At 71.6% G+C, this 21886-nt stretch carries 18 protein-coding genes; 6 read left to right on the top strand and 12 right to left on the bottom strand.

What is annotated here, in order from left to right; genetic code table 11:
• The 5 genes from J7I97_RS14035 to J7I97_RS14015 all read right to left on the bottom strand — a co-directional run bounded on the left by J7I97_RS14035 (window position 1) and on the right by J7I97_RS14015 (window position 6481).
• A complete protein-coding gene (locus tag J7I97_RS14035) occupies window positions 1–561 on the bottom strand; it encodes a DUF5956 family protein (protein WP_214934622.1) in 561 nt (186 codons plus the stop codon).
• A 59-nt stretch (window positions 562–620) separates the two neighbouring features.
• A complete protein-coding gene (locus J7I97_RS14030; protein WP_214934619.1) occupies window positions 621–1205 on the bottom strand; it encodes an HD domain-containing protein in 585 nt (194 codons plus the stop codon).
• 5 nt (window positions 1206–1210) lie between these two features.
• Entirely contained in the window at window positions 1211–2524 is a 1314-nt protein-coding gene (gene codA, locus J7I97_RS14025) for a cytosine deaminase (protein WP_285441001.1), read from the bottom strand.
• A 139-nt stretch (window positions 2525–2663) separates the two neighbouring features.
• Entirely contained in the window at window positions 2664–5498 is a 2835-nt protein-coding gene (locus J7I97_RS14020; RefSeq protein ID WP_214934616.1) for a stealth conserved region 3 domain-containing protein, read from the bottom strand.
• Window positions 5498–6481 (bottom strand): hypothetical protein, encoded by a 984-nt coding sequence (locus J7I97_RS14015; protein WP_214934614.1) that lies wholly within the window; start codon window positions 6479–6481, stop codon window positions 5498–5500. The genes J7I97_RS14020 and J7I97_RS14015 overlap by 1 nt, the downstream gene beginning before the upstream one ends.
• Window positions 6482–6864: 383 nt before the next feature.
• Here J7I97_RS14015 and J7I97_RS14010 point away from each other — a divergent pair, with 383 nt between their 5' ends.
• Genes J7I97_RS14010 through J7I97_RS13990 form a run of 5 tightly spaced genes read left to right on the top strand, consistent with a single transcriptional unit; the run spans window position 6865 to window position 14520 of the window.
• Entirely contained in the window at window positions 6865–8553 is a 1689-nt protein-coding gene (locus J7I97_RS14010) for a stealth family protein (RefSeq protein ID WP_251049308.1), read from the top strand.
• A gap of 16 nt (window positions 8554–8569) precedes the next feature.
• The gene (locus tag J7I97_RS14005) at window positions 8570–10642 is read left to right on the top strand and encodes a PIG-L family deacetylase (protein WP_214934608.1); all 2073 of its coding nucleotides are present in this window, start codon (window positions 8570–8572) and stop codon (window positions 10640–10642) included.
• On the top strand, window positions 10639–11859 hold the full coding sequence (locus tag J7I97_RS14000) for an acyltransferase (RefSeq protein ID WP_214934605.1): 1221 nt from the start codon (window positions 10639–10641) through the stop codon (window positions 11857–11859). The genes J7I97_RS14005 and J7I97_RS14000 overlap by 4 nt, the downstream gene beginning before the upstream one ends.
• A gap of 10 nt (window positions 11860–11869) precedes the next feature.
• Window positions 11870–13690, top strand: coding sequence for a prolyl oligopeptidase family serine peptidase (locus J7I97_RS13995; protein ID WP_214934601.1), 1821 nt, complete (start codon window positions 11870–11872; stop codon window positions 13688–13690).
• A gap of 53 nt (window positions 13691–13743) precedes the next feature.
• Window positions 13744–14520: an SURF1 family protein gene (locus J7I97_RS13990; protein WP_214934598.1), complete on the top strand. Its 777-nt coding sequence runs from the start codon at window positions 13744–13746 to the stop codon at window positions 14518–14520.
• Between the two features lie 29 nt (window positions 14521–14549).
• Here J7I97_RS13990 and J7I97_RS13985 read toward each other — a convergent pair whose 3' ends face one another.
• The 7 genes from J7I97_RS13985 to J7I97_RS13955 form a co-directional block, all read right to left on the bottom strand.
• Window positions 14550–15653, bottom strand: coding sequence for a hypothetical protein (locus J7I97_RS13985; RefSeq protein ID WP_214934594.1), 1104 nt, complete (start codon window positions 15651–15653; stop codon window positions 14550–14552).
• Entirely contained in the window at window positions 15650–16315 is a 666-nt protein-coding gene (locus J7I97_RS13980; RefSeq protein ID WP_374103534.1) for a SigE family RNA polymerase sigma factor, read from the bottom strand. Before J7I97_RS13980 ends, J7I97_RS13985 begins: the two co-directional genes overlap by 4 nt.
• Window positions 16316–16559: 244 nt before the next feature.
• The gene (locus J7I97_RS13975; RefSeq protein WP_214934588.1) at window positions 16560–17636 is read right to left on the bottom strand and encodes an aspartate-semialdehyde dehydrogenase; all 1077 of its coding nucleotides are present in this window, start codon (window positions 17634–17636) and stop codon (window positions 16560–16562) included.
• Window positions 17633–18907: an aspartate kinase gene (locus J7I97_RS13970; RefSeq protein ID WP_214934585.1), complete on the bottom strand. Its 1275-nt coding sequence runs from the start codon at window positions 18905–18907 to the stop codon at window positions 17633–17635. Before J7I97_RS13970 ends, J7I97_RS13975 begins: the two co-directional genes overlap by 4 nt.
• A gap of 178 nt (window positions 18908–19085) precedes the next feature.
• Complete coding sequence (locus J7I97_RS13965; protein WP_214934582.1) at window positions 19086–19763, bottom strand: DUF5063 domain-containing protein; 678 nt, start codon at window positions 19761–19763, stop codon at window positions 19086–19088.
• Entirely contained in the window at window positions 19756–20355 is a 600-nt protein-coding gene (gene recR / locus J7I97_RS13960; RefSeq protein ID WP_214934578.1) for a recombination mediator RecR, read from the bottom strand. The genes J7I97_RS13965 and recR overlap by 8 nt, the downstream gene beginning before the upstream one ends.
• A 64-nt stretch (window positions 20356–20419) precedes the next feature.
• Window positions 20420–20764: a YbaB/EbfC family nucleoid-associated protein gene (locus tag J7I97_RS13955; protein ID WP_214934575.1), complete on the bottom strand. Its 345-nt coding sequence runs from the start codon at window positions 20762–20764 to the stop codon at window positions 20420–20422.
• Window positions 20765–21026: 262 nt separating this feature from the next.
• Here J7I97_RS13955 and J7I97_RS13950 point away from each other — a divergent pair, with 262 nt between their 5' ends.
• Complete coding sequence (locus tag J7I97_RS13950; RefSeq protein WP_214934572.1) at window positions 21027–21773, top strand: SLATT domain-containing protein; 747 nt, start codon at window positions 21027–21029, stop codon at window positions 21771–21773.
• Window positions 21774–21886: the final 113 nt, after the last annotated feature.

Below are 21886 nucleotides of genomic sequence, written 5' to 3'. Positions count from 1 at the left end.
CTACTCCGCCAGGGCGGTGAGTTCGGCGCGGGTGAGGGTGACGAACGCGGTGGAGAGGGGGGTCTCGTGCACCCCTCGGTCCCGCGCCACCGCCCGGATGTGGTCGAGGACCGCCTCGACCGTGGGGAAGGGGCCGACCGGGCGGAGGAGCCACAGGCGGCCCGGCGGGCTCGGCGGCAGCCCGAGGCCGGTGAGTGCCTCCTCGGCCTCCCAGTCGAGGTCGTGGAGGTCCGCCTCCGGGAGCGGGGCGGATTCCACGTCGAGGATGTGGCCGTGGCCGTCCAGGCGGGTCTCCACCGCCCAGTGGGTGGAGCGGTCCGGGATCCAGGTACGTGCGGCCGGGGGCCAGACGTACGGGAGGAACACCCAGGTCAGCCCCTCGGGCGCGGGCTCCCAGCCGAGTGCCTCCAGCTCCCGGATCTCGGGCAGCCGGTCCGGTTCCTGCTCGCTGCGGCCGGTCCGGCGCAGGGCGAGCGGGTGCGGTGTTCCGTCCACGTCCCACGAGCCCAGCGGTTCCGGTGATTCCGGTGATTCCGGTGATTCCGGCGAATGCCCCGACATGCGCGCAGGCTACCGCAACTCGGGCCCGGGGGTCCGTGCCCGACGACGCGCCCTACGCCCTACCCCAGCGGGTTCGCCGCGATGCGTACCGCCGCGCCGCCCGCGACGTACGCCGCCGCCGCGCACTCCGGTTTGCGGGCGGCCTGGTCCTCGACCAGCGAGAGGAACTCCGCGCCGAAACCCAGCCGGGGGTACGCGCCGAGCAGTTCGTCCACGAAGGCCGGGTCGAACTCGGCCACGCGCAGCCCCGAGACGTCCGCACTCGTGCCGACCTGGAGGAGGTGGCTCTCCACATCCTCGGCCGCGGTGACGTCGTCCCGCATGTGCAGCACGATCACCTCCTCGGCGCGGGCCCGCCTGGCCGGCGTCCAGCCCAGGCCCGCCGTCAGCACCCGGGCGACATGGCCGCCCGCCTCCTCGAAGGGCAGGGTGTGGCTGTCGAAGGGGGCGGTCAGTCCCATGTCGTGCAACAGGGCGCTGACATAGAGGAGTTCCGCGTCGTACGAGAGCCCGAGCCCGGCGGCGTACTCCGCGGCGAAGGCGTAGGAGCGGACGGAGTGGTTGAGCAGGGCCGCGTCCGCGTACTCCGAGGCGACGTCGAGGGCGGCACGGGCTGAGGCGATGTCAAGGGTCCACGTTTTCATGGGCGTCAGCCTAGGCTCCGGCTGAAGTCCACCTCCGACGAACCCTCCCCCGGCCAGGACAGCCGGGTCGGAGCGGGCGGCGTCTCGGCGAGGACGCTGCCGCGCGAGACGACGTACCGCGGCCGGACCTGGCGGCGGATCGCCTCGGCGGGCGACGGGGCCGGGAGGAGGACGAAGGAGGCGGGCGCGCCTTCCGTGATGCCGTACTCCGCCTCCGACAGGCCCAGTACGCGCGCCGCACGCTCCGTCACCATCTCGAAGGCCAGCGGGATCTCGTCCGTGCCGGTGAGCTGGGCGGCGTAGAGGCCGATCAGGGCGGTCTGCAGCGGACTGGCGGTGCCCAGCGCGTTCCACGGGTCCATCACGTCGTCGTGGCCGAAGGCCACATTGACGCCCGCCGCCAGCATCTCCTTGACCTGGGTGAGGCCGCGCCGCTTCGGGTAGGCGTCGAAGCGGCCCTGGAGGTTGAGGTTCGCGAAGGGGTTGGAGACCAGGTTGATTCCCGAACGCGACAGCAGGCGTTGGAGTTTGAAGCTGTACGCCCCGCCGTAGGAGCCCATCGCCGTCGTGTGCGAGGCCGTCGCGCGCTCGCGCAGCCCCGAGCGCAGGGCGAGCGCGGCCAGTACCTCCACGAAACGGGACTGCTCGTCGTCGATCTCGTCGCAGTGGGCGTCCACGCGCAGCCCGTGCTCCTCGGCCACCGCGAAGGCGATCCCGAGCGAGGCGACCCCGTCCTCGCGGGTGTCCTCGAAGTGCGGGATCGCGCCGACGACGTCCGCGCCGCGGGCGACCGCCTCGCGCAGCAGCGCCTCGCCGTCCGGGAAGGAGACGATGCCCTCCTGCGGGAAGGCGACGATCTGCAGGGTCATGAACTCCCGTACCCGGTCCCGCACTTCGAGCAGGGCGTCCAGCGCGGTGAGCGACCGGTCGGTGACGTCGCAATGGGTACGGACGTGCAGTACGCCCTGGGCCGCCTGCCAGCGCAGTACCTCGGTCGCCCGCGCGATCACGTCCTCGCGGGTCAGGGTCCGCTTGCGCTCGCTCCAGCAGGCGATGCCCTCCCAGAGGGTGCCGGAGGCGTTGGGGCGCGGCTCACCGGCGGTCAGGGCGGTGTCCAGGTGGATGTGCGGTTCGACGAAGGGGGCCGACAGCAGCCCTCCGTGGGCCTCGATCAGCACACCGGTCGCCGGTGGTTCCTTCTGGTCGTCGTACGGGATCACCCGCGCGATCCGGCCGTCCTCGGCGACCTCCACGTCGTAGAGACCATGGCCGTCGCCGTCGGTGTGCAGCAGCCGGGCGCCCCGGACGATCATCCGCATGCGGGCACCCTACGACGGCCTCGCGCAGCTGTCCCGCTCCCCTCGCGCGGAGGGGAGCGGGATCACTCCGGGGTGGCGGCCGACGAGAAGACAGCCGGCGAGAAGGCGGCCGGCCAGAAGGGGGCCTGCCAGAAGGCGGCTACGCCTTCTCGAACGGCGAGCGGACCGGGAAGTACGCGTTGAGGAACGCGCTCAGCACGCGGTCCTGCTCGTCGACCGGAACCTCCGCGTCGGCCGACTCGCCGATGCAGAACACGCTGTGGCTGCGGGTGGCCAGCAGGCGGCTGAGCCGCGTGTGGTGCTCGTAGTTGCCCGCGTTGATGAACGAGCACGAGATCGTCGCCGGCATCGACCGCCCGGTCAGGTACCCGTAGTGGTGGTGCAGCGACGAGGTGACGGACAGGTCCGTCGTCGCACGGAACCGGCTCGACGCCGTGCCCTCGATCTCCTCCGTGCACTCCTCGGCGATCTGCTCGAGCACGCTGCGCCGCAGCGGGTGCGGGGCGTGCAGGAACCCGTGGGTGGCGGTGCGGCCGAACTTCCGCTCCAGCAGCGAGCGGTTGTTCTTCGCCGCGGCGAAGTACCCCTCGTCGCCCTCGGCCAGCGCGACGGGCGGTACGGCGGTGGGCGAACGGAAGAAGTGCGCCATGCCGTTGCTGGCGAAGAACGACCCCGGGCTCAGCGGACGGCCCATGAACACGTCGTCGTTGAAGTAGAGGAAGTGCTCCGAGAGCCCCTCGATGCGGTGCAGCTGGCTCTCGATGGCGTGCGAGTTGAAGGTGGGCAGCCAGTTCTGGTCGGCGAAGATCTCGCGGTGGCTGACGACCTTGATCCCGGGCTGCGAGGTGTCCAGCCACTCGGGCGTCTGGTCGTCGGTGACCAGGTAGATGTTGCGCACCCAGGGTGCGTACATGGCCAGCGACCGCAGCGAGTAGCGCAGTTCGTCACGGTTGCGGAACCGCACGTCCCCGCTGTCCGCGCCGCCCTCGGTGGCGATGCCCGCGTCCCGCTTGGCGGCGTCGCGGCGCTCGCGCCACGCCGGGTCGGTGTCGTCGACCCAGGTGTAGACGACGTCGATGGGGAAGTCGACGTCCCACATGAGGTCGTCGGTGAAGGCGGCCGCCGTGGGGTACTCGCGGTCGCCGACGCTGGTCGTGGCGGTGCGCTCCAGCGAGGGGAGCCGCGGGCCGACGAGCGTGGAGCCGCGGGGGGCGGCGCGCCAGCCGGGCAGCTCGGCGTCCTCGGGCTCCTCGGTCCAGAACTCCACCTGGCAGGCGAAGGCGGGGCCGTAGCGCAGGGTCCGGCTCTCGGTGACGACGGGCTTGAAGACGCGCAGGCCCGCGACGTCGCCGACCGACCGCAGCCGCTCGGCGAGCACGGCGCCGGGCGCGGCGCCGGCCGGGGTCACGAGCTCCGCGTAGACGGCCTTGCCGTGCAGGTCGGCGGCGAGCGCGGCGAGAACGGCCTCGCGGCGTTCGACCTCCACCGCGATGCGGTACGAGGTGCCGCCGTCGCGCAGCAGGATGTACGGGACGCCGTGGGCGTCCAGCGCGTCGGTGGTCAGCTCCAGGTTCCAGTCGGCCATGCGCGGCGCCAGGATGTCGTCCCGGACCTCGGCCAGCCGGCCCGCGGAGCGCACCAGGGCACCGGTGCGGTCCTGGGCCTGGATCATGACCTCGCGGGCCTTCTGCTCGTCGGCCGAGCCGGCGAGCACGCTGATCGGCGCGGCCACGTTGAAGCTGCGGGTGCCGCCGGCGGCGATCCGCAGCGCGGTGCGGTCGGCCCGCTCGGCCAGCCGGGCGGGAGAGTCACGGCGGGCCACGAGGCGCTTGAAGAGCTCCTCCCACTGGGCGGTGATCCGCTCGGCGCCGAACCGCTGGTGCACGCCCTCGCGGGCCGCGTTGCCGTAGGCGCGCCGGGTCTCGTCGTCGCCCATCAGCTTGGACATGGCGATGGCCAGCGACTCCTTGTCGCCCGCGGGGACGAGCAGACCGTCGACGCCGTGCCGGATGATCTCGGCGGGCCCGGTGACGATGTCGTAGGCGATGACCGGCACGCCGGCGGCGAACACCTCGAGGAGCACGAGGGGGAACGCCTCGTTGCGGGACGGCAGCATGGCCAGGCCCGCCTTGGCCCACTCCTGCTCCATCTCGGAGGAGCGGCCCAGGAGCAGTACGCGGTCGTGCAGTGCCAGGCCGTCGATGATGCGCCGCAGGCGGACCTCCTGGGGCCCGTCGCCGAAGATGCGCATCGTCCACTCGGGGTGCTCGTCGGCTATGGAGGCGAAGGCCTCGATGGCGTGGTCGAGCTGCTTCTCGGGCGTCATCCGGGCGGCCAGGACGATGGTCTTGCTGTCCAGGTCGGAGCGGGGCCGGAAACCGTCGGGGACGGCGTTGGGGATGGCGACGAGCTCGGGGGCGGTGGCGCCCAGCGAGTCGGCGAACCAGTCGTTGGTGCGCTCGGTGAGCGAGGCCAGGGCGTCGATCCGGGGCGCGTACACCAGCAGCGGCTCACCGCTGACGCCGCGCAGCTGGGACGCGCGGTGCTCCTGGTGCACGGTGATCACGCGGGCGGGCACGAGCTCGGCCACCGCGGCCATGAGCGCCGGGGTGGTGGTGATCAGCACGTCGGTGTCGATCGCGCCGAGGGCGTTGGTCATCTCGATGTCGGAAAGCCGGTCGAAGGTGGCTTCCCAGGCGGGTCGGATGATCTCGCTGGGGAGCGAGGTCAGCGTGCGGCAGGCCTGCTCGGTCAGGCCGCTCTCGCGCACGGGGCGCCCGTACGGGCCGGTGCGGTCGACCAGGTACCGGCGCGGGATCGCGTGACCGGCGGAAAAGAAAGGCTCAGGCCTCGTCTTGAAGACACTGATCACCTCGACCTCGTGGCGCGGGGCCAGGTGTGCTGCCTGGGTGTAGGTGGCCATCTCGGTGCCACCCATCTCGTCGCCCCAGGTGAGCAGAAAAGTGATCTTCATCAGGCGATTTCCTTGGTGGAGATGACGGTGCTGCTTACGGTGAGGTTCCCGGCGGCCGAGAGGTGCGCGTGTACGCGCAGGAGCGCGCCGCCCTCCGTGGCGATGGTCCGGAAGGGAGTACGGAAGACCTTCTTGGGATGGCGTACGTCGGTCAGCCGACGGCCGATCCTGATCCGGTTCCGTCCGGACCGCATCTGGATGTCCCAGACGCCCTTGCCGCGGCCACGGGCGGCCATGGCGTCGAGCGGCACATCGAACGCGAACCGGTCACCGTCGAATTGTGGCCGGATCGAGACGACCGCCGATCCGCGCACCGCCTCGGCCGTGAAATCGGCCGGCGAGCCGGCGGCTATCAGCCGGCCGTGCACGGATATCCGGTCCCAGCGCAGGTCGAAGCCGGTCAGCTCGGCCCCCGTCCGCGGCGGGGTCACCTTGATCATCGACTGGCCGTCGACGGACCGCATGGGGCGGAACGTGGCACCCGAGGAATCGCTGGGCGGCGAGGAGAGCGTGGGGCCGTCACCCACGTGCGCGGGCGGGGCCGTGAGCGCGAAGCGGGCCTTGCGGCCCTTGGCGTCGGTCGCCTCGATCGCCAGCCGCCACACGCCGTCCGTCAGCCGCGGCCCGGAGGCGTCCTTGGCGTCGTAGCGCGCGTGGCGCAGCGGCGCGGTCACGGTGAGCAGCACCGTTCCGTTCGGCTGCGGCTCCAGCTCCATGGGGACGGCCTGCCGCTGGTCGCGGCGCTCGAATACGAGGAGGGCCCCGGCGAGCTCACCGGCGCGGCGGGGCGAGGGCACCGCCAGGTTGAAGGTGCGGCCACCGAGAACGGAGAGGTGCACGGGCCGCAGGGTCGTCCGGGCACGCCCGGGAGAACCCAGCGCCGGGACCGTGTTGATCCGCTCCACGCGACGGCGGATGAGGCCCGCCGTGCGCCGAGCTTGCTTGACCGCCCCCACCGCATGGGACAGCAAGGTTTCACTCATGGCGCTCCAACATCTTTCCTGTGGTGATGGCCACGTTCACTCGCACATGATGCCTGGCACGACGGCCGGCTCATTCTTTGGCGACCCATGCGCCCCACTAGAATGCAGAGAAATACCCGCTACATCCCGCTCTGCGGGCCAGACTGTGACGGGTTGCATTTCCATGGAGTTTTCTTGACTCTTACCTCGCACATGGTTTCCGTTAGCTCGCCATGATATGCGACGGATCCGTACCGAGGAGCAGGGATGAGGCGCAGCACATCGTGACCGTACCGTCGCTGAAGCAGGGCACGGCTGCCGCCAAGGCCCCCGCAGCACAGGCCGCCAACGCCGGCCGGGCCAACGCCGAGGGGTCCGCTCTCGTAGGGGTCTACCGCAAGGTGATGCCCAACCGCCTGCGCCGTGTGGTCGCCGCCCGCTACTCGCCCGAGACCCGTCGCAAGATCAAGCAGTCCATCGGCGCGACCGGCGTCACCCGTGTTCCCGGCAGGGTACGCGGTGCGAGCCTGGCCACGCTGCGCCGCTCCCTCGTCTCCGGGTCGGGCGCCCTCGTCGTCACCGTCGCCGGACGCCCGCGCATCGCCTTCGTCGACGACACCCTCTCGCCGGAGACCACCCGGCGCGCCGGGCTCGGCGCGGTCACCGCCGCCCTGGAAGCCGCGGGCATCGACTACTTCTGCGTACGCAACCAGGAGCGCGGGGCCACCACGGTGGCCGTCGCCGCCGCCGACCGCGCCCGCGCCTTCACGGCCCTGCAGGAACTGTGCCGGACGCTGCCCGCCTACTTCGGCCCCCGCGGCCCGGAGAGCAAGCGGATCGTCCCCGCGTACCAGCCCGCCAACTGGCGCCGGTTCGGGCGCGCCCGCAGCCTGCGCCTGTTCTGGTACCGGACCGACCCGGGCCAGCGCGTGGTCCTGGGGCCCGAGCACGGCTGCGACATCGAGTTCTGGGCCCGCGAGGGCGACGAGCTGACCGCCCCGCGCCGCAACTCCATAACCGAGTCCGTGCCGGTCGACGGGCCCTCCGTGCAGGTCCCCGCCACCGTGTTCACCGCGCCCTGGGGCACCCGTACCCAGACCTCCATGACGGTGCGCACCCGCCCGGAGTTCACCACCACGCTCCCCCGGGACATCTCCTTCCCCGTCGACGTCGTCTACACCTGGGTGGACGGCTCCGACCCGGCGTGGCTGCGCCGCCGGTCCCAGTACAGCGGCAGCGACTACCACTCCGAAGCGGCGAACGCGGCGCGCTACGCCAACCACGACGAACTGCGCTACTCGCTGCGGTCGCTGGCCACGTACGCCCCCTGGGTACGCAACATCTACCTGGTCACCGACGACCAGACGCCCGAGTGGCTGGACACCTCGCAGCCCGGGATCAAGGTCGTCAGCCACCGCGAGATCTTCGCCGACCAGAACTGGCTGCCCACCTTCAACTCACACGCCATCGAGAGCCAGCTGCACCGCATCGACGGCCTCGCCGAGCACTTCCTCTACTTCAACGACGACGTGTTCCTGGGCCGCGAGATGGCCCCGGGCGGTTTCTTCCTCGCCAACGGGCTGACCCAGTTCTTCCCCTCCCCCGCACTGGTGCCGCTGGGCCCGCCGTCCTCCGACGACGTCCCGGTCTCCATCGCGGGCAAGAACAACAGGGCGCTGATCCAGGCGCGCTTCGGCACCACGCCCGTACAGAAGATGCGGCACGTCCCGCACGCGCTGAGCCGCAGCATCCTCAGCGAGATCGAGGACGAGTTCAGCGAGCAGCACCGGGCCACGGCCGGGCAGCGTTTCCGCAGCCCGGCGGACATAGCCATCCCCTCGTCGCTGTACCACTACTACGCCTTCCACACCGGGCGGGCGCTCGCCAGCGATCTCGAATACGTATACATCGACGTTTCGTTGCCGAACGCAGGCAACCGCTTGGACCGTTTGCTCCTCTCACGTGACAGAGACGTGTTCTGCCTCAACGACACGCTGTCCACGGAAGAGGACTTCGACAGCAGCACACTTCTCTTGCGGCCCTTCCTGGAGTCGTACTTCCCTGTGCCGAGCCGATTCGAGCGGCCCGTGTAGCCACAAGAGAGCTTCCGTGACAGCAGCACGCCCCACCCGACGCACTGTCGTCGCCGGTCTCCTCGCCCTCACTGCTGTCGGGTGCACGGCCGACAGAGACAGCGGTCCGCGCAAGGAAGCCCCCTCGAAGACCCGCTCGGCCGTGCCCGGGCCGCAGGACGGTACGAGCGGTGCGCGGGTCATGCAGATCGTCGCCCACCCGGACGACGACCTGTACTTCATGAACCCGGAGCTCCAGCAGTCCATCAACGACAACGACCTGCTGGTCAGCGTCTACATCAACTCCGGTGAGAGCGGCGGCGTCAACAAGGTCCCCGGCGAGGACCGGCCCCCCAGGCCCGACGTCCCCGGCTACGCGGGCGCCCGCCGCCAGGGGCTGCGCCAGGCCTACGCCTTCATGGTGACCAAGTCGGAGCACGCGCCCTGGGACGTGCGTGTCGACACCCTGCCCGACGGCACGCCCGTCGAGGTCAACAGCCTGGTCGGGCACCCGGGTCTGAAGCTGGTCCTGCTCGGCGTCCGCCAGCACGACTCCAACTCGCGAGGGCCCACCAACACCCTTCCGCGCATGTGGGGCGACCCGGAGATGTCGACCAGCACGCTGATCGCCACCGGCTCTCCCGTCGGCGCCACGCACGAGGTCACCCGCGAGAGCCTGATCGCGAACCTCGCCCACCTGCTCAACGAGCACAAGCCCACGCTCATACGGACCATGGACCCCGACCCGGACATGCAGGTCCACGACTCCCAGCACCGGACCCGCCACGACCAGCCCGGCTACTCCGACCACCCCGACCACACGGCCGCCGCGCTGTTCGCGTACTCCGCGCTGGAACGCTACAAGGGGCCGGGCGACGGCCGTTCGTATTCCGTCGTCGCCTACCGCGGCTACTACAACGAGCGCTGGCCGCACAACCTGCCGCACCAGCTGGTCCGCGCCAAGGCCGACATCCTCAACGCCTACGGCGGCTCCCCCGGCACTTGCACCTTCGTGGCCGGCTGCGGTGACTACGACGTCGGCAAGAACCGGTCGATAGGGCCCGGCTGGGCGCAGCGCACCTCCCAGCGCCAGCCCACCGCCGCCCCGCGCGTCGAGCAGGGGGCGGACGGACGGCTCACCGCGTTCGCCGTACTGGGCGGACAGGCGGCCATGTGGCGGGAGTCCGCGCCCGGCAGCGGCAACTGGCCCGCCCCCAAGCTGCTCGGCGGCGACGGACTGCTGCCCGGGCTGGCCGCGGTGCGCGCCAAGGACGGCCGCTGGCTGCTGTTCGCCCAGCGTGTCGCCGGCCTCGGCCCCAAGGCGGACGAGAACCTGCGCGAGATCGTCATGGCCGAACAGCAGACCCCCGGCGGTGCGTTCCGCGCCTGGGCCTCCCTCGGCAACCCCGAGCGCGATCCGGACCGCGGCCGCCGGGTCGGTGCTCCCGTCGTGACGATCGCCGGCGACGGCACCCTCCACCTCTTCGTACGCAACTGGGGCAAGGGCATCTCCACCCGGCGGCTCGACGCCGGCGGCACCTGGAGCGCCTGGCGCGACCTCGGCGGCCGGGAGGTCGAGGTACAGGAAGGCCTGGCCGTCACCACCGACGCCAAGGGCCGGGTGCACCTCTTCGGCGCCGGGCACGACACCGTCCACCACTGGACGCACGACCAGCCGGGCCAGGACCTGACCCCGGTCCGCACCGGCCTGCCCGTCCCCGCGGATCCGCCGGCCGTGCTGGCGCGCCCCGACGGCTCGCTGCTCCTGGTCCTCCGCGAGCCGGACAGCGCCCGTCCCCGCGCCTACCGTCTGGCGGCGGGCAGCGGCGACTGGGCCGACGCCCGCCTCGATCTCGCGGGCCGCGGGTACGGCCCGCTCGCGCTGCACCCCCTGGGCGAGGGGGTGCTTCTCGCCGCCCGCAACAACGACGGCGGAACGAGTCTGGCTACCATCGAGGCCGGCGGCACGCCCCGCTGGGTCAGCGTCAAGGGCTGCTCCGTGGGTCAGGTCGCCCTGGCAACCGACTCCGATGAACGCCCTGTCCTCGCCCGCCTGGCGCCAGACGCGACGCTCGTGACAAGCGCCATCCCACAGAACAGACGCCCATGACTCATCCGGCCGTCCCCGCCCCCCGCCCCGCCACGGCCTCCGCCCCGGACCCGGCTACGGCACCTGCCACGACCTCCGGTTCCACCCCTGGCTCCGGCCCCGGTTGCACCCCTGGCTCCGCCGCCGGTTCCGTTCCTCGCTCCGCCCCCCGCCCCGGCTCCGGCCGGGGCGGACGGCTTTACACCCTCGACGGCCTGCGCCTGATCGCCGCCCTCATGGTCGTCGCCTTCCACTTCATAGCCTTCGACGACAGGGGCACGCCGGTCTGGGGCGTCTCGACCTCCGAGGTCTTCCCCACCGCGCACCCCTTCGCCTCCTACGGCTGGCTCGGCGTCCAGCTGTTCTTCCTGATCAGCGGCTTCGTGATCTGCATGTCCTGCTGGGGCCGCGATGTCCGGCAGTTCGCGGTCTCCCGGGTGATCCGGCTCTACCCGGCGTACTGGTTCGCCGTCCTGGTCACCGCCGCGGTGATGCTCGTGTCCCACGGCCCAAAGCAGACCGGGATCACGGCCTCCAAGATCCTGACGAATCTGACGATGCTCCAGGAGGCCATCGGCGTCGGCGACATAGACCCCGCCTACTGGACGCTCTGGGCCGAGCTGCGCTTCTACCTGCTCTTCGCCGTCGTCGCCGCCCTCGGCCTCACCTACCGCCGGGTCGTCGTCTTCTGCGGCCTGTGGCTGCTCCTGTCCGTCCTGGGGCCGCACGCCGACAACGAGCTGATCGACCTGTTCGCGATGCCGGGCGCCGCCCCGTTCTTCGTCGCGGGCGTGGTGATGTTCCTGATGTACCGCTTCGGCCCGACGCCCGTGACCTGGCTGCTGCTCGGCACGTCCTGGCTGCTGGCGCAGAACCAGCTGCGCTTCCTGATGAAGACCGCCGAGGGGTCGGTACGGCACTCCATATCGTGGCCCGTCTGCCTGGCCGTCATCACCGTGTTCTACCTGCTGGTGCTCGCCGTGGCCCTCGGCCGTCTCTCCTTCTTCAACCGCCGCTGGCTCACCACCGCCGGCGCGCTCACGTTCCCGCTGTACCTCCTCCACGAGCAGCTGGGCTGGGAGGTCTTCCGCCGGCTCCACACCTCGGTGGCGCCCGGGGTGCTGGTCGGGGGTGTGGTCGCGGCCATGCTTGTGGCCGCCTGGCTGGTGCACCGGTTCGTCGAGCGGCCGAGCGCCAAGGCCCTGAAGAAGTGGCTGGCCCCCGCCGCAGGCGGGTGAGAATGGGGTCATGACCAGCGACACCGATGTGACCCCCGACGGCGACGGCACCCCCGACTGGGAGAAGCGGTTCCGGGCACCACGCGTCGGGCTGCCCGACTGGGCCGAGGACGCCCCGGACCGCTCGCTCTTCGTCTCCAACGCGACCGGGACCTACGAGCTCTACGCCTGGGACCGCGCCACCGGCGCACAGCGGCAGGCCACCGACCGCCCCAACGGGACCACCGACGGCACCCTCTCCCCCGACGGCGAGTGGATCTGGTGGTTCTCCGACACCGACGGCGACGAGTTCGGCACCTGGGTGCGCCAGCCCTTCACGGGCGGCCCCGACGAGCCGGCCACCCCGGGGCTGGAGCCCTCGTACCCGGCCGGACTCGCCATCGGACGGGACGGGACGGCGGTCGTCGGCCGGTCCACCGACGAGGAGGGCTCCACCATCCACGTCGTACGGCCCGACGGGTCGGCGCCCGCCGTGATCTACCGGCACCGCGAGTCGGCCGGCGTCGGCGACCTGTCCCGCGACGGCACGCTCATCGCGATCGAGCACACCGAGCACGGCGACGCCCTGCACTCCGCGATCCGCGTGGTCACCCTCGACGGCGCCACCGTCGCCGAACTGGACGACTCCAGGGGCGGCAGCGAGGAGCTGGGCCTTGAGGTGCTCGGCTTCGCGCCGGTCGCCGGGGACACCCGGCTGCTCGTCGGCCACCAGCGGCGCGGCCGCTGGGAGCCCATGGTGTGGGACGTGGTCACGGGCGCACAGGAGGACCTGGCCATCGACCTGCCGGGCGATGTGAGCGCCGAGTGGTACCCGGACGGTTCGGCCCTGCTCATCGCGCACAGCTTCGAGGCGCGCAGCGAGCTCTGGCGGTACGACCTGGCCGCGCGTGACCTCGTACGCGTGGAAACGCCCGCCGGGTCGGTGTCCGGTGCGACGGCGCGGCCCGACGGGACGGTGGAGTACCAGTGGTCCTCGGCGGCCGAGCCCGCCTCCGTACGGTCCACCGCGGGCGGGGTCGTCCTCGATCCCCCCGGTTTCCGGCCGCCCGGCTCGGTGCCGGTGGAGGACGTGTGGGTCCAGGGCCCGGGCGGGCGGATCCACGCCCTCGCGCAGCGGCCCCGGGGGCACGGCGACGGCCCCTTCCCGACGGTGTTCGAGATCCACGGCGGGCCCACCTGGCACGACAGCGACGCCTTCGCGGCGGCCCCGGCGGCCTGGCTGGACCACGGCTTCGCGGTCGTCCGGGTCAACTACCGCGGCTCGACGGGCTACGGCCGGGAGTGGACCGACGCCCTCAAGCACCGGGTCGGCCTGATCGAGCTGGAGGACATCACGGCGGTCCGGGAATGGGCGGTGGCCTCCGGCCTCGCCGATCCGGCGCGGCTGGTGCTGTCGGGCGGCTCGTGGGGCGGATACCTCACGCTCCTGGGGCTCGGCATGCAGCCCGACGCCTGGGCCGTGGGCCTGGCCGCCGTACCCGTCGCGGACTACGTGACGGCGTACCACGACGAGATGGAGGCGCTGAAGTCCCTGGACCGCACGCTCTTCGGCGGCACGCCGGAGGAGGTACCGGAGCGCTTCGAGGCCTCCTCGCCGCTGACGTACGTGGACGCGGTGAAGGCGCCGGTGCACATCGCGGCGGGCATGAACGACCCGCGCTGCCCGATCCGGCAGATCGACAACTACGTGGACCGGCTGACGGCGCGCGGGGCGGTGCACGAGGTGTACCGGTACGACGCCGGGCACGGCTCGCTCGTGGTGGAGGAGCGGATCAAGCAGGTCCGGATGGAGCTGGAGTTCACGCTGAAGCACCTGCCCCACCGGCAGTAGCAATTAGCGGCCCCGCCCCCTTTGATCCGGTGCACCCCCCGTACGGTGGTGGGGTGCACCGGTTTCTCCTGACCCCGCGCTGGTGGGGGATCAACGTCTTCGTCGCGCTCGGCGTCCCCTTCTGCCTGTTCATGGGGTCCTGGCAGCTCGGCCGGTTCGAGGACCGCGTCGAGAGCCACCGGGAGGCGACCGCCGAGCGGCCCGCCGACCAGGTCGCGGCGCCGCTGGACTCGCTCCTTCCGGTGGACAAGAAGACCTCCGGACGGCTCGCCTCCGCCTCCGGGGAGTACGGCGAACAGCTGCTGGTCCCCGAGCGGACGCTCGACGGGAAGTCCGGGTTCTACGTCCTCACCCTGCTGAAGACCGACTCCGGCAAGGCCGTCCCGGTGGTCCGGGGCTGGCTGCCGGGGACGGCGGACGCGGCGAAGGCTCCGGCCGCGCCGGCCGGGCGGGTCGAGGTGACGGGCGCGCTCCAGGCCTCGGAGAACTCCGGCACCAAGGGCGTGCACGCGGCGGGCGGTCTGCCGGCCGGGCAGCTCGGGGTGATCGGGGCGGCCTCGCTGGTCAACATCGTGCCGGACGACCTGTACGACGCCTGGCTGACGGTGCAGAGTCCGGCGGACGGGATGACTCCGGTGCCCGCGCAGGCGCCGGTCAACACCGGGCTCGACCTGAAGGCCTTCCAGAACCTCGGCTACACCGGCGAGTGGTTCGTCTTCGCCGCCTTCGTGCTGTTCATGTGGTTCCGGCTCTACCGCCGCGAGGTGGAGACCCTGCGGGACGCCGAGGCGGGGCTTCTGGCGGAGGCCGAGCCCGCCGGGACCCGCTAGCGCCCGCTGGCGCCCGCTGGCGCCGCTCGCTAAGGCTTGGGCGCTTCCAGCGGGATGACACCCGTTCGGTAGACCGTGCCCCCGCAGGCCGTGGGGATGGTGGCCTGCGTCGTCGGGGCACCCGTCAGGGGCGTGTGGGACACCGCCACCCCGTTCGGGTCCGGGGACGGGCCGCCGGTCTGCGATTCCGTGCCCGTTGCCGCTCCGCCGGCGCCGTCCTGCGTGGTCCCCGAGGAATCCGAGGTGGCGTCCGCCGGGGGCTTGGTCCCCGGGTCCGCGGGCGTCGCCGTACAGGACTCCGCCGAGGGCACCCACGCGAACTGGACCTCGTACGCCGCGTTGGGCTGGAGCATCAGCACGGGTGCCTCCGCCGACGGGTCGGGCAGCAGCCCGCTCGCCGGATCCCCCGCCGTGTGGCCCACCACGCTCACCGCCGGACCGCTCCCGGACACGGCACCGGGCGCGGCGGCCGCCGTCACGTGGTCCGGGCCGGTGATCTTGCAGCCCTTGCCGGAGACGTTGGTGATTTTGAAGCTGCCGTACACCTTGCCGTCCGCCTCGGGGGCGTGCGCGCTGCTCTGCACGCCCAGCTGCGCGGCCCCGCAGCCGGGCACGCCCGGCGCCGCGGGCGGCGGTACCGGCCTGCCGCCGGCCGGGGTGCTCGACGGGCCGGCCACCGCGCCGCCGCTCGGGGAGCCGCTGGCCCGGGGGGCCGGCTGGGCGCCGGCCGACTCCTGGCCCTTGCCGGGGGTCCTCGTGAGCGTCGGGTGGGGTCCCCCGGAACCGTTCTGGTGCGGGTCGGAGGTGCCGTCGGCCTTGCCGCCCTGGTCCTGGCCGTGGCCGGCCATGGCGGAGTGGTCGGTGGGGCTGCCCTCCGCGGCCGTCATGTGCATCGCGGCCGGGATCGACGTACCGGCCAGCAGCGCGACCGCCGCCGCGCCGACGAGCACCCTCCGGTTGCGGGCCCGGCGCGCGGGGACGGCGTACCGCAGTCGCTCCAGCGCGCCCTCGGCGGGCTCCAGGCCCTGGACGGCGCCGCTGAACAGGCTCCGCAGCGCCTGCTCCTCGCTGCCCTCACCGAGTCCGGAGGCCTCGCTCGCAGCGCCCGGCGGGTTCTTGTGGTCGTCCATCATGACTGCGCAGCCTCCATCGCCACCCGCAGCGCGGCAATGCCCCGCGATCCGTACGCCTTCACCGAGCCGAGCGATATACCGAGCGTCTCGGCGACCTGGGCTTCCGTCATGTCCGCGAAGTACCGCAGCACCAGCACCTCACGCTGGCGCCGCTGGAGTCCCCGCATCGCCTTGATCAGGTCGTCCCGCTCCAGTTGGTCGTACGCGCCCTCCTCGGCACTGGCCATGTCCGGCATCGGCTTCGACAGCAGCTTGAGGCCGAGGATGCGGCGGCGCAGCGCGGAGCGCGAGAGGTTGACGACGGTCTGGCGCAGGTACGCCAGCGTCTTGTCGCGGTCCCGGACCCGGTTGCGCGCCGAGTGCACGCGGATGAACGCCTCCTGGACCACGTCCTCGCACGAGGCGGTGTCGTCGAGGAGCAGCGCGGCGAGGCCGAGGAGCGAGCGGTAGTGCGCCTGGTAGGTCTCGGTGAGGTGGTCGACCGTCGTGCCGGCCACCACCGCCTTCTCGGCGGTGGCCGCCGCGGCACTGCTCCCGGCGGTGTCCGCGCTATCGCGGGGCGAGGGCACGCGGCCGCCCCGGGTCGGAACGGCGGACGGCGGCGCGACCGGCGACGCGCCCGCCGGCGGGACGGGAACGATCACCGGGAACCCGCCGAGCACAGGGGAGCGCCGGCGTGACGGAATGATTCCGAAGCGCGCCGGTACAACAGCGATGTCGAGCAATGCCTCTGCCACGCCAGTTGGACACGCGTCTCCCCGTCAGGGTTGTACGCGCGAGGCAGAGTCACCAGCAATATCCCCATTGCCCTCATGCGTACCTGCTCTTCCCGATTGCCCCGTCTTTCGAGACGGCGGTCGGGCCATCACCTTGATCAAGGGATCGTCACCGATCCTACAAAGTGAATTACGCGGTTTCACCCGCGATCAGTTCCGAGATCTGAGTGGCATTCAGCGCGGCGCCCTTGCGGAGATTGTCGGCGCACAGGAAGAACTCCAGCGAGCGGCTGTCGTCGAGCGAGGCCCGCAACCGCCCCACCCAGACGGGGTCCGTCCCGGCCGCGTCCACCGGGGTCGGGAACTCCCGCACCGCCGGGTCGTCCACGACGACCACCCCCGGCGCGGCCTCCAGGATCTCCCGGGCGTGCAGGGCGTCCACGTCGTTCTCGAACCGCGCCCGGATGCTCACCGAATGCCCGGTCAGTACCGGAACCTGTACGCACGTCACCGCGATCGGCAGCCCCGGCAGCTCCAGGATCCGCCGGATCTCCGCCCGTACGGCCAGCTCGTGCGAGGACCAGCCGCCCTTGCGCAGCTCACCGGACCAGGGCACCACGTTGAGCGCGAGCGGGGCGTCGAACGGCCCGGTGTCCTCGCCCACGGCACGGCGCACATCCCCGGTCTGCTCCCCCAGGGAGGTCCCGGCGACCAGCGACAGCTGACGGCGCAACACCTCGGAGCCGGCCCGTCCGGCGGCGCTCGCGGCCTGGTACGAGGAGACGGTCAGGTCTGCCAGCGCGTACTCGGCGTGCAGCGCGCCCAGCGCCGCGACCATCGTGGCGGTCACACAGTCCGGGGTGGCGACGATCCCGCGCGGCCGGATCCGTACGGCGTGCCCGTTCACCTCGGGCACCACCAGCGGCACCTCGGGGTCGGCCCGGAAGGCCGCGGACTGGTCCACGACGACGGCCCCGCGGGCGGTGACCACGGGAGCCCACCGCGCCGAAACCTCGGCCGGGGTCAGGAAGAGCACCACATCGCCCGCCCCGAGACCGTCGAAGGCGTCCTCGGTGAGGGCGAGCACCTCGGTCTCCTCCCCGCGGACGGTCAGCATGCGGCCGGCCGAGCGGGCGGAGGCGATGAGGCGGATGTCGCCCCAGACGTCCGCCCGCTGGGACAGCATCTGGAGCAGGACAGAGCCGACTGCTCCGGTCGCCCCGACCACGGCCAGCGCCGGAGCCGGGGTCGACCGGGTGGCGGTCATCGGCCGGTGCCTCCGTAGACGACGGCCTCGTCGCTGTCGGAGTCGAGGCCGAAGGCCGTGTGCACGGCGCGGACGGCCTCGTTGACGTCGTCCTGGCGGGTCACGACCGAGATGCGGATCTCGGAGGTGGAGATCAGCTCGATGTTGACGCCCGCGTCGGACAGCGCCTGGAAGAAGGAGGCGGTGACGCCCGGGTTCGTCTTCATGCCCGCGCCGACCAGGGAGATCTTGCCGATCTGGTCGTCGTAGCGCAGGGACTCGAAGCCGATCGCGCCCTTCGCCTTCTCCAGGGCGTCGATGGCCTTGTGGCCCTCGGTCTTGGGGAGGGTGAAGGAGATGTCCGTCAGCCCGGTCGAGGCGGCGGACACGTTCTGCACGATCATGTCGATGTTGATCTCGGCGTCCGCGATGGCGCGGAAGATCGCCGCGGCCTCGCCCGGCTTGTCCGGGACGCCGACGACCGTGATCTTGGCTTCGGAGACGTCGTGAGCGACTCCGGAGATGATGGCGTGCTCCACCTGCGCGTCCCCTTGCGGATTCTCGTTGCTGACCCAGGTGCCCGGCAGTCCCGAGAAGGACGAGCGGACGTGGATCGGGATGTTGTAGCGGCGCGCGTACTCGACGCAGCGGTGCAGCAGCACCTTGGAGCCGGAGGCCGCGAGCTCCAGCATGTCCTCGGAGGAGATCCAGTCGATCTTCTTGGCCTTCTTCACGACGCGGGGGTCCGCGGTGAAGACGCCGTCGACGTCGGTGTAGATCTCGCAGACCTCGGCGTCCAGGGCGGCGGCGAGCGCCACGGCCGTGGTGTCGGAACCACCGCGCCCGAGGGTGGTGATGTCCTTGCTGTCCGCGGACACGCCCTGGAAGCCGGCGACGATGGCGATGTTGCCCTCGTCCAGCGCGGTGCGGATACGGCCCGGCGTGACATCGATGATGCGCGCTTTGTTGTGGACCGAGTCGGTGATGACGCCTGCCTGGCTGCCGGTGAACGACTGGGCCTCGTGGCCCAGGTTTTTGATCGCCATGGCCAGCAGGGCCATGGAGATCCGCTCTCCGGCGGTCAGCAGCATGTCGAATTCGCGCCCGGCAGGCATCGGGGATACCTGCTCGGCGAGATCGATCAGCTCGTCCGTCGTGTCGCCCATCGCGGATACCACGACGACCACCTGGTGGCCGTTCTTCTTGGCATCCACGATTCGCTTGGCGACGCGCTTGATGCCTTCGGCATCCGCTACGGAGGAGCCTCCGTACTTCTGCACGACAAGGCCCACGTGCGCTCCTCGCTCAGTCCGTCTCATTGCTGGTGCAGTCTAACGAGCGACCGGGATCCGACCGCCTCGTACCACATCATGAGACGAAAAGATCAGGGAATGAGTTCCCCTGCCTGGTGATCCACTACTTCCGCTCGCTTGCAGCTCACTTGCAGCTCACTTGCCGCTTACTTGCGACTCACTTGCCGCTCACTTGCCGCTTGCTGCCGCTCATGCCCAGCGGACCACCGATTTCCTCCGCCATCACCCGGCCGGCCTGCTCCGCGAGGTCCTCCTCGGCCAGGTCCTCGTCCGTGTCCAGGCCGTTCAGGGCCTCCAACGGCTGGTCGAGGCGTACGTGCGCCACCAGCGACTGGAGGGCCCGCAGGGTGGCCGAGGCCGTCGGGCCCCAGTTGGTGAAGTACGAGAACTGCCACCACCACAGCGCCTCGGTCGTCCGCCCCGAGCGGTAGTGCGCCAGCCCGTGCCGCAGATCGGCCACCACATCGGCCACGTCGTCGGAGATGCGGTGCGCGACGGGCGCCTTGCGCGGCTCGTAGGGGTCGAAGACCTCGGAGTACACGTCGACCGGTTCCAGCATGTACGCGAACCGCTCGCGCAGGTCGTCCACATCCGGCTCCGGGCCGAGGTCGGGCTCGTAACGCTCGTCGGGCACGACGTCCTGGTACGCGCCCAGCCGGCCGCCCGCCAGCAGCAGCTGGGACACCTCCAGGAGGAGGAAGGGCACCGCGCTGTCCGGGTCCTCGCCCTTGGCCACCTCGCCGACCGCGACGATGAAGGACTCGATCTGGTCCGCGATCTGGACGGCGAAGTCGTCCGGATCCTGGCCCAGGGCGTGCAGCGTTGCGTCAGACATCAAGAAGTCGCCTTCCTTCAAAGGCCCGCCCGAGCGTGACCTCGTCCGCGTACTCCAGATCTCCCCCGACGGGGAGGCCGCTGGCCAGGCGGGTGACCTTCAGGCCCATGGGCTTGATCATGCGGGCGAGGTACGTGGCGGTCGCCTCGCCCTCCAGGTTCGGGTCGGTGGCCAGGATCAGCTCGGTGACCGTACCGTCCGCGAGGCGCGTCAGCAGCTCGCGGATGCGCAGGTCGTCCGGGCCGACGCCCTCGATCGGGCTGATCGCGCCGCCGAGGACGTGGTACTTGCCCCGGAACTCGCGGGTCCGCTCGATCGCGACCACATCCTTCGGCTCCTCCACGACACAGATGACCGTGGTGTCGCGGCGCGGGTCGCGACAGATGGTGCACCGCTCCTCCTGCGCCACGTTCCCGCACACCGCACAGAACCGGACCTTGTCCTTCACCTCAAGCAGCGCGTGCGCGAGGCGGCGGACGTCGGTGGGCTCGGCCTGGAGGATGTGGAAGGCGATCCGCTGCGCGCTCTTGGGCCCGACGCCGGGCAGCCTGCCCAGTTCGTCGATCAGGTCCTGGACCACGCCTTCGTACAACGGACTGCCTTCTTTCGGTTTCGGTGAGAGTCGGTTTCGGTGGGAGTCGGAGGTTACTGGAGGACTAGAACGGGAGGCCCGGGATACCGCTGCCGCCGCCCAGCCCCTGGGCCAGCGGGCCCAGCTTCTCCTGCTGGAGCGCCTGTGCATTCTCGTTGGCCGCCTGAACCGCCGCGACCACCAGGTCGGCGAGCGTCTCCGTGTCCTCGGGGTCCACGGCCTTCGGGTCGATCACCAGCGCGCGCAGTTCACCGGAACCGGTGACGGTCGCCTTGACCAGACCGCCGCCGGCCTGGCCCTCGACCTCGGCGTTCGCCAGCTCTTCCTGGGCCGCGGCGAGGTCCTGCTGCATCTTCTGGGCCTGCTGGAGCAGCTGCTGCATGTTGGGCTGGCCACCACCGGGAATCACAGGTAATCACTCCATGCCGTCGAGCCTGCGGAACGCTTGGTCAATCCGAGCCTACGTGCTCCCCGGCCGGTGCGCCCTACGCCGTGAGGACCAACTCTTTCGAGTGAGAGACGGGACGTGCGCGTACCTGCTGGAGACCTCCTTGCGAGCGGAAAACCGGGGATTCGTCGCCCATGGCCCGTCATTCAAAGGTAGGAAGAGCATGCGCACCATTGCGCACACGCGCACCACCACACGTCAGCGCAGGCAGAGGGAGTGCCGGGTGAGCCAGCCGGAGATGCAGCCCGAGGGGCCACCCCGGGATCCCCGGGATGAGGGCGGCGGGCCGATGGCGGCGGGCGATCTGACCAGCCGGCCGTTCCCCCTCGGTGACTGGGGCGAGCCCGCCGAGCGGCTCGACGAGCTCTACCGGCGGGTCGAGGCCGATGCACTGCGCACCGCGGAGTGGTATCTCTCCGACCGGGCATGGAAGCGCCGCGGCGCGCGGATCCTGCGGGTGGGCGCGGCGGCCGGGGCGGTCACCGGCGCCGCGATGCCCCTGCTGGAGCTCACGGGCTCGGCCCCGGGCACCGCGTCGTACGGCTACCTCTCGCTCCTGCTGGCCGCGGCCTGCCTGGCCTGCGACCGGTTCTTCGGCCTGACCTCGGGCTGGATGCGGGACGTAGCGACGGCTCAGGCGGTGCAGCGGCGACTGCAGACGCTCCAGTTCGACTGGGCCTCGGAAAACGTACGGGAAATCCTGGGCCCCACGGAGGGCACGGCGAGCGAGGCCGCAGAACGCTGCCTGACGGTGCTGCGCCGGTTCTCGGAGGACATCACGGAGCTGGTCCGCTCGGAGACGGCGGACTGGATGGTCGAATTCCGCGCCGGCCCGGCCCCCCTGGTGATGCAGTCCTTCGCCGCCTCGACCACCCGCGCCGAAGGCGCCAACCCCCCGTCCCGCTACCCCCTCCCCCCAGGCACCCGCCCCAACATGCCCCGCCAACGCCCCCCGGAACAGCCCCGCTGAGAAACCCCCGGCCAACCACCCCGGCAGGCCCAAACCAGCCCCGCCGCCCCAAGCATCCCCGCGGCCCAAAACAACCCCGCCGGCGCTTGAGGCGCGGGGTCCGGGGCGGAGCC

The sequence above is a fragment of the Streptomyces sp. ISL-87 genome, from assembly GCF_018614095.1.
GTDB lineage: Bacteria > Actinomycetota > Actinomycetes > Streptomycetales > Streptomycetaceae > Streptomyces.
This window is presented reverse-complemented; position numbering and strand designations above follow the sequence as displayed.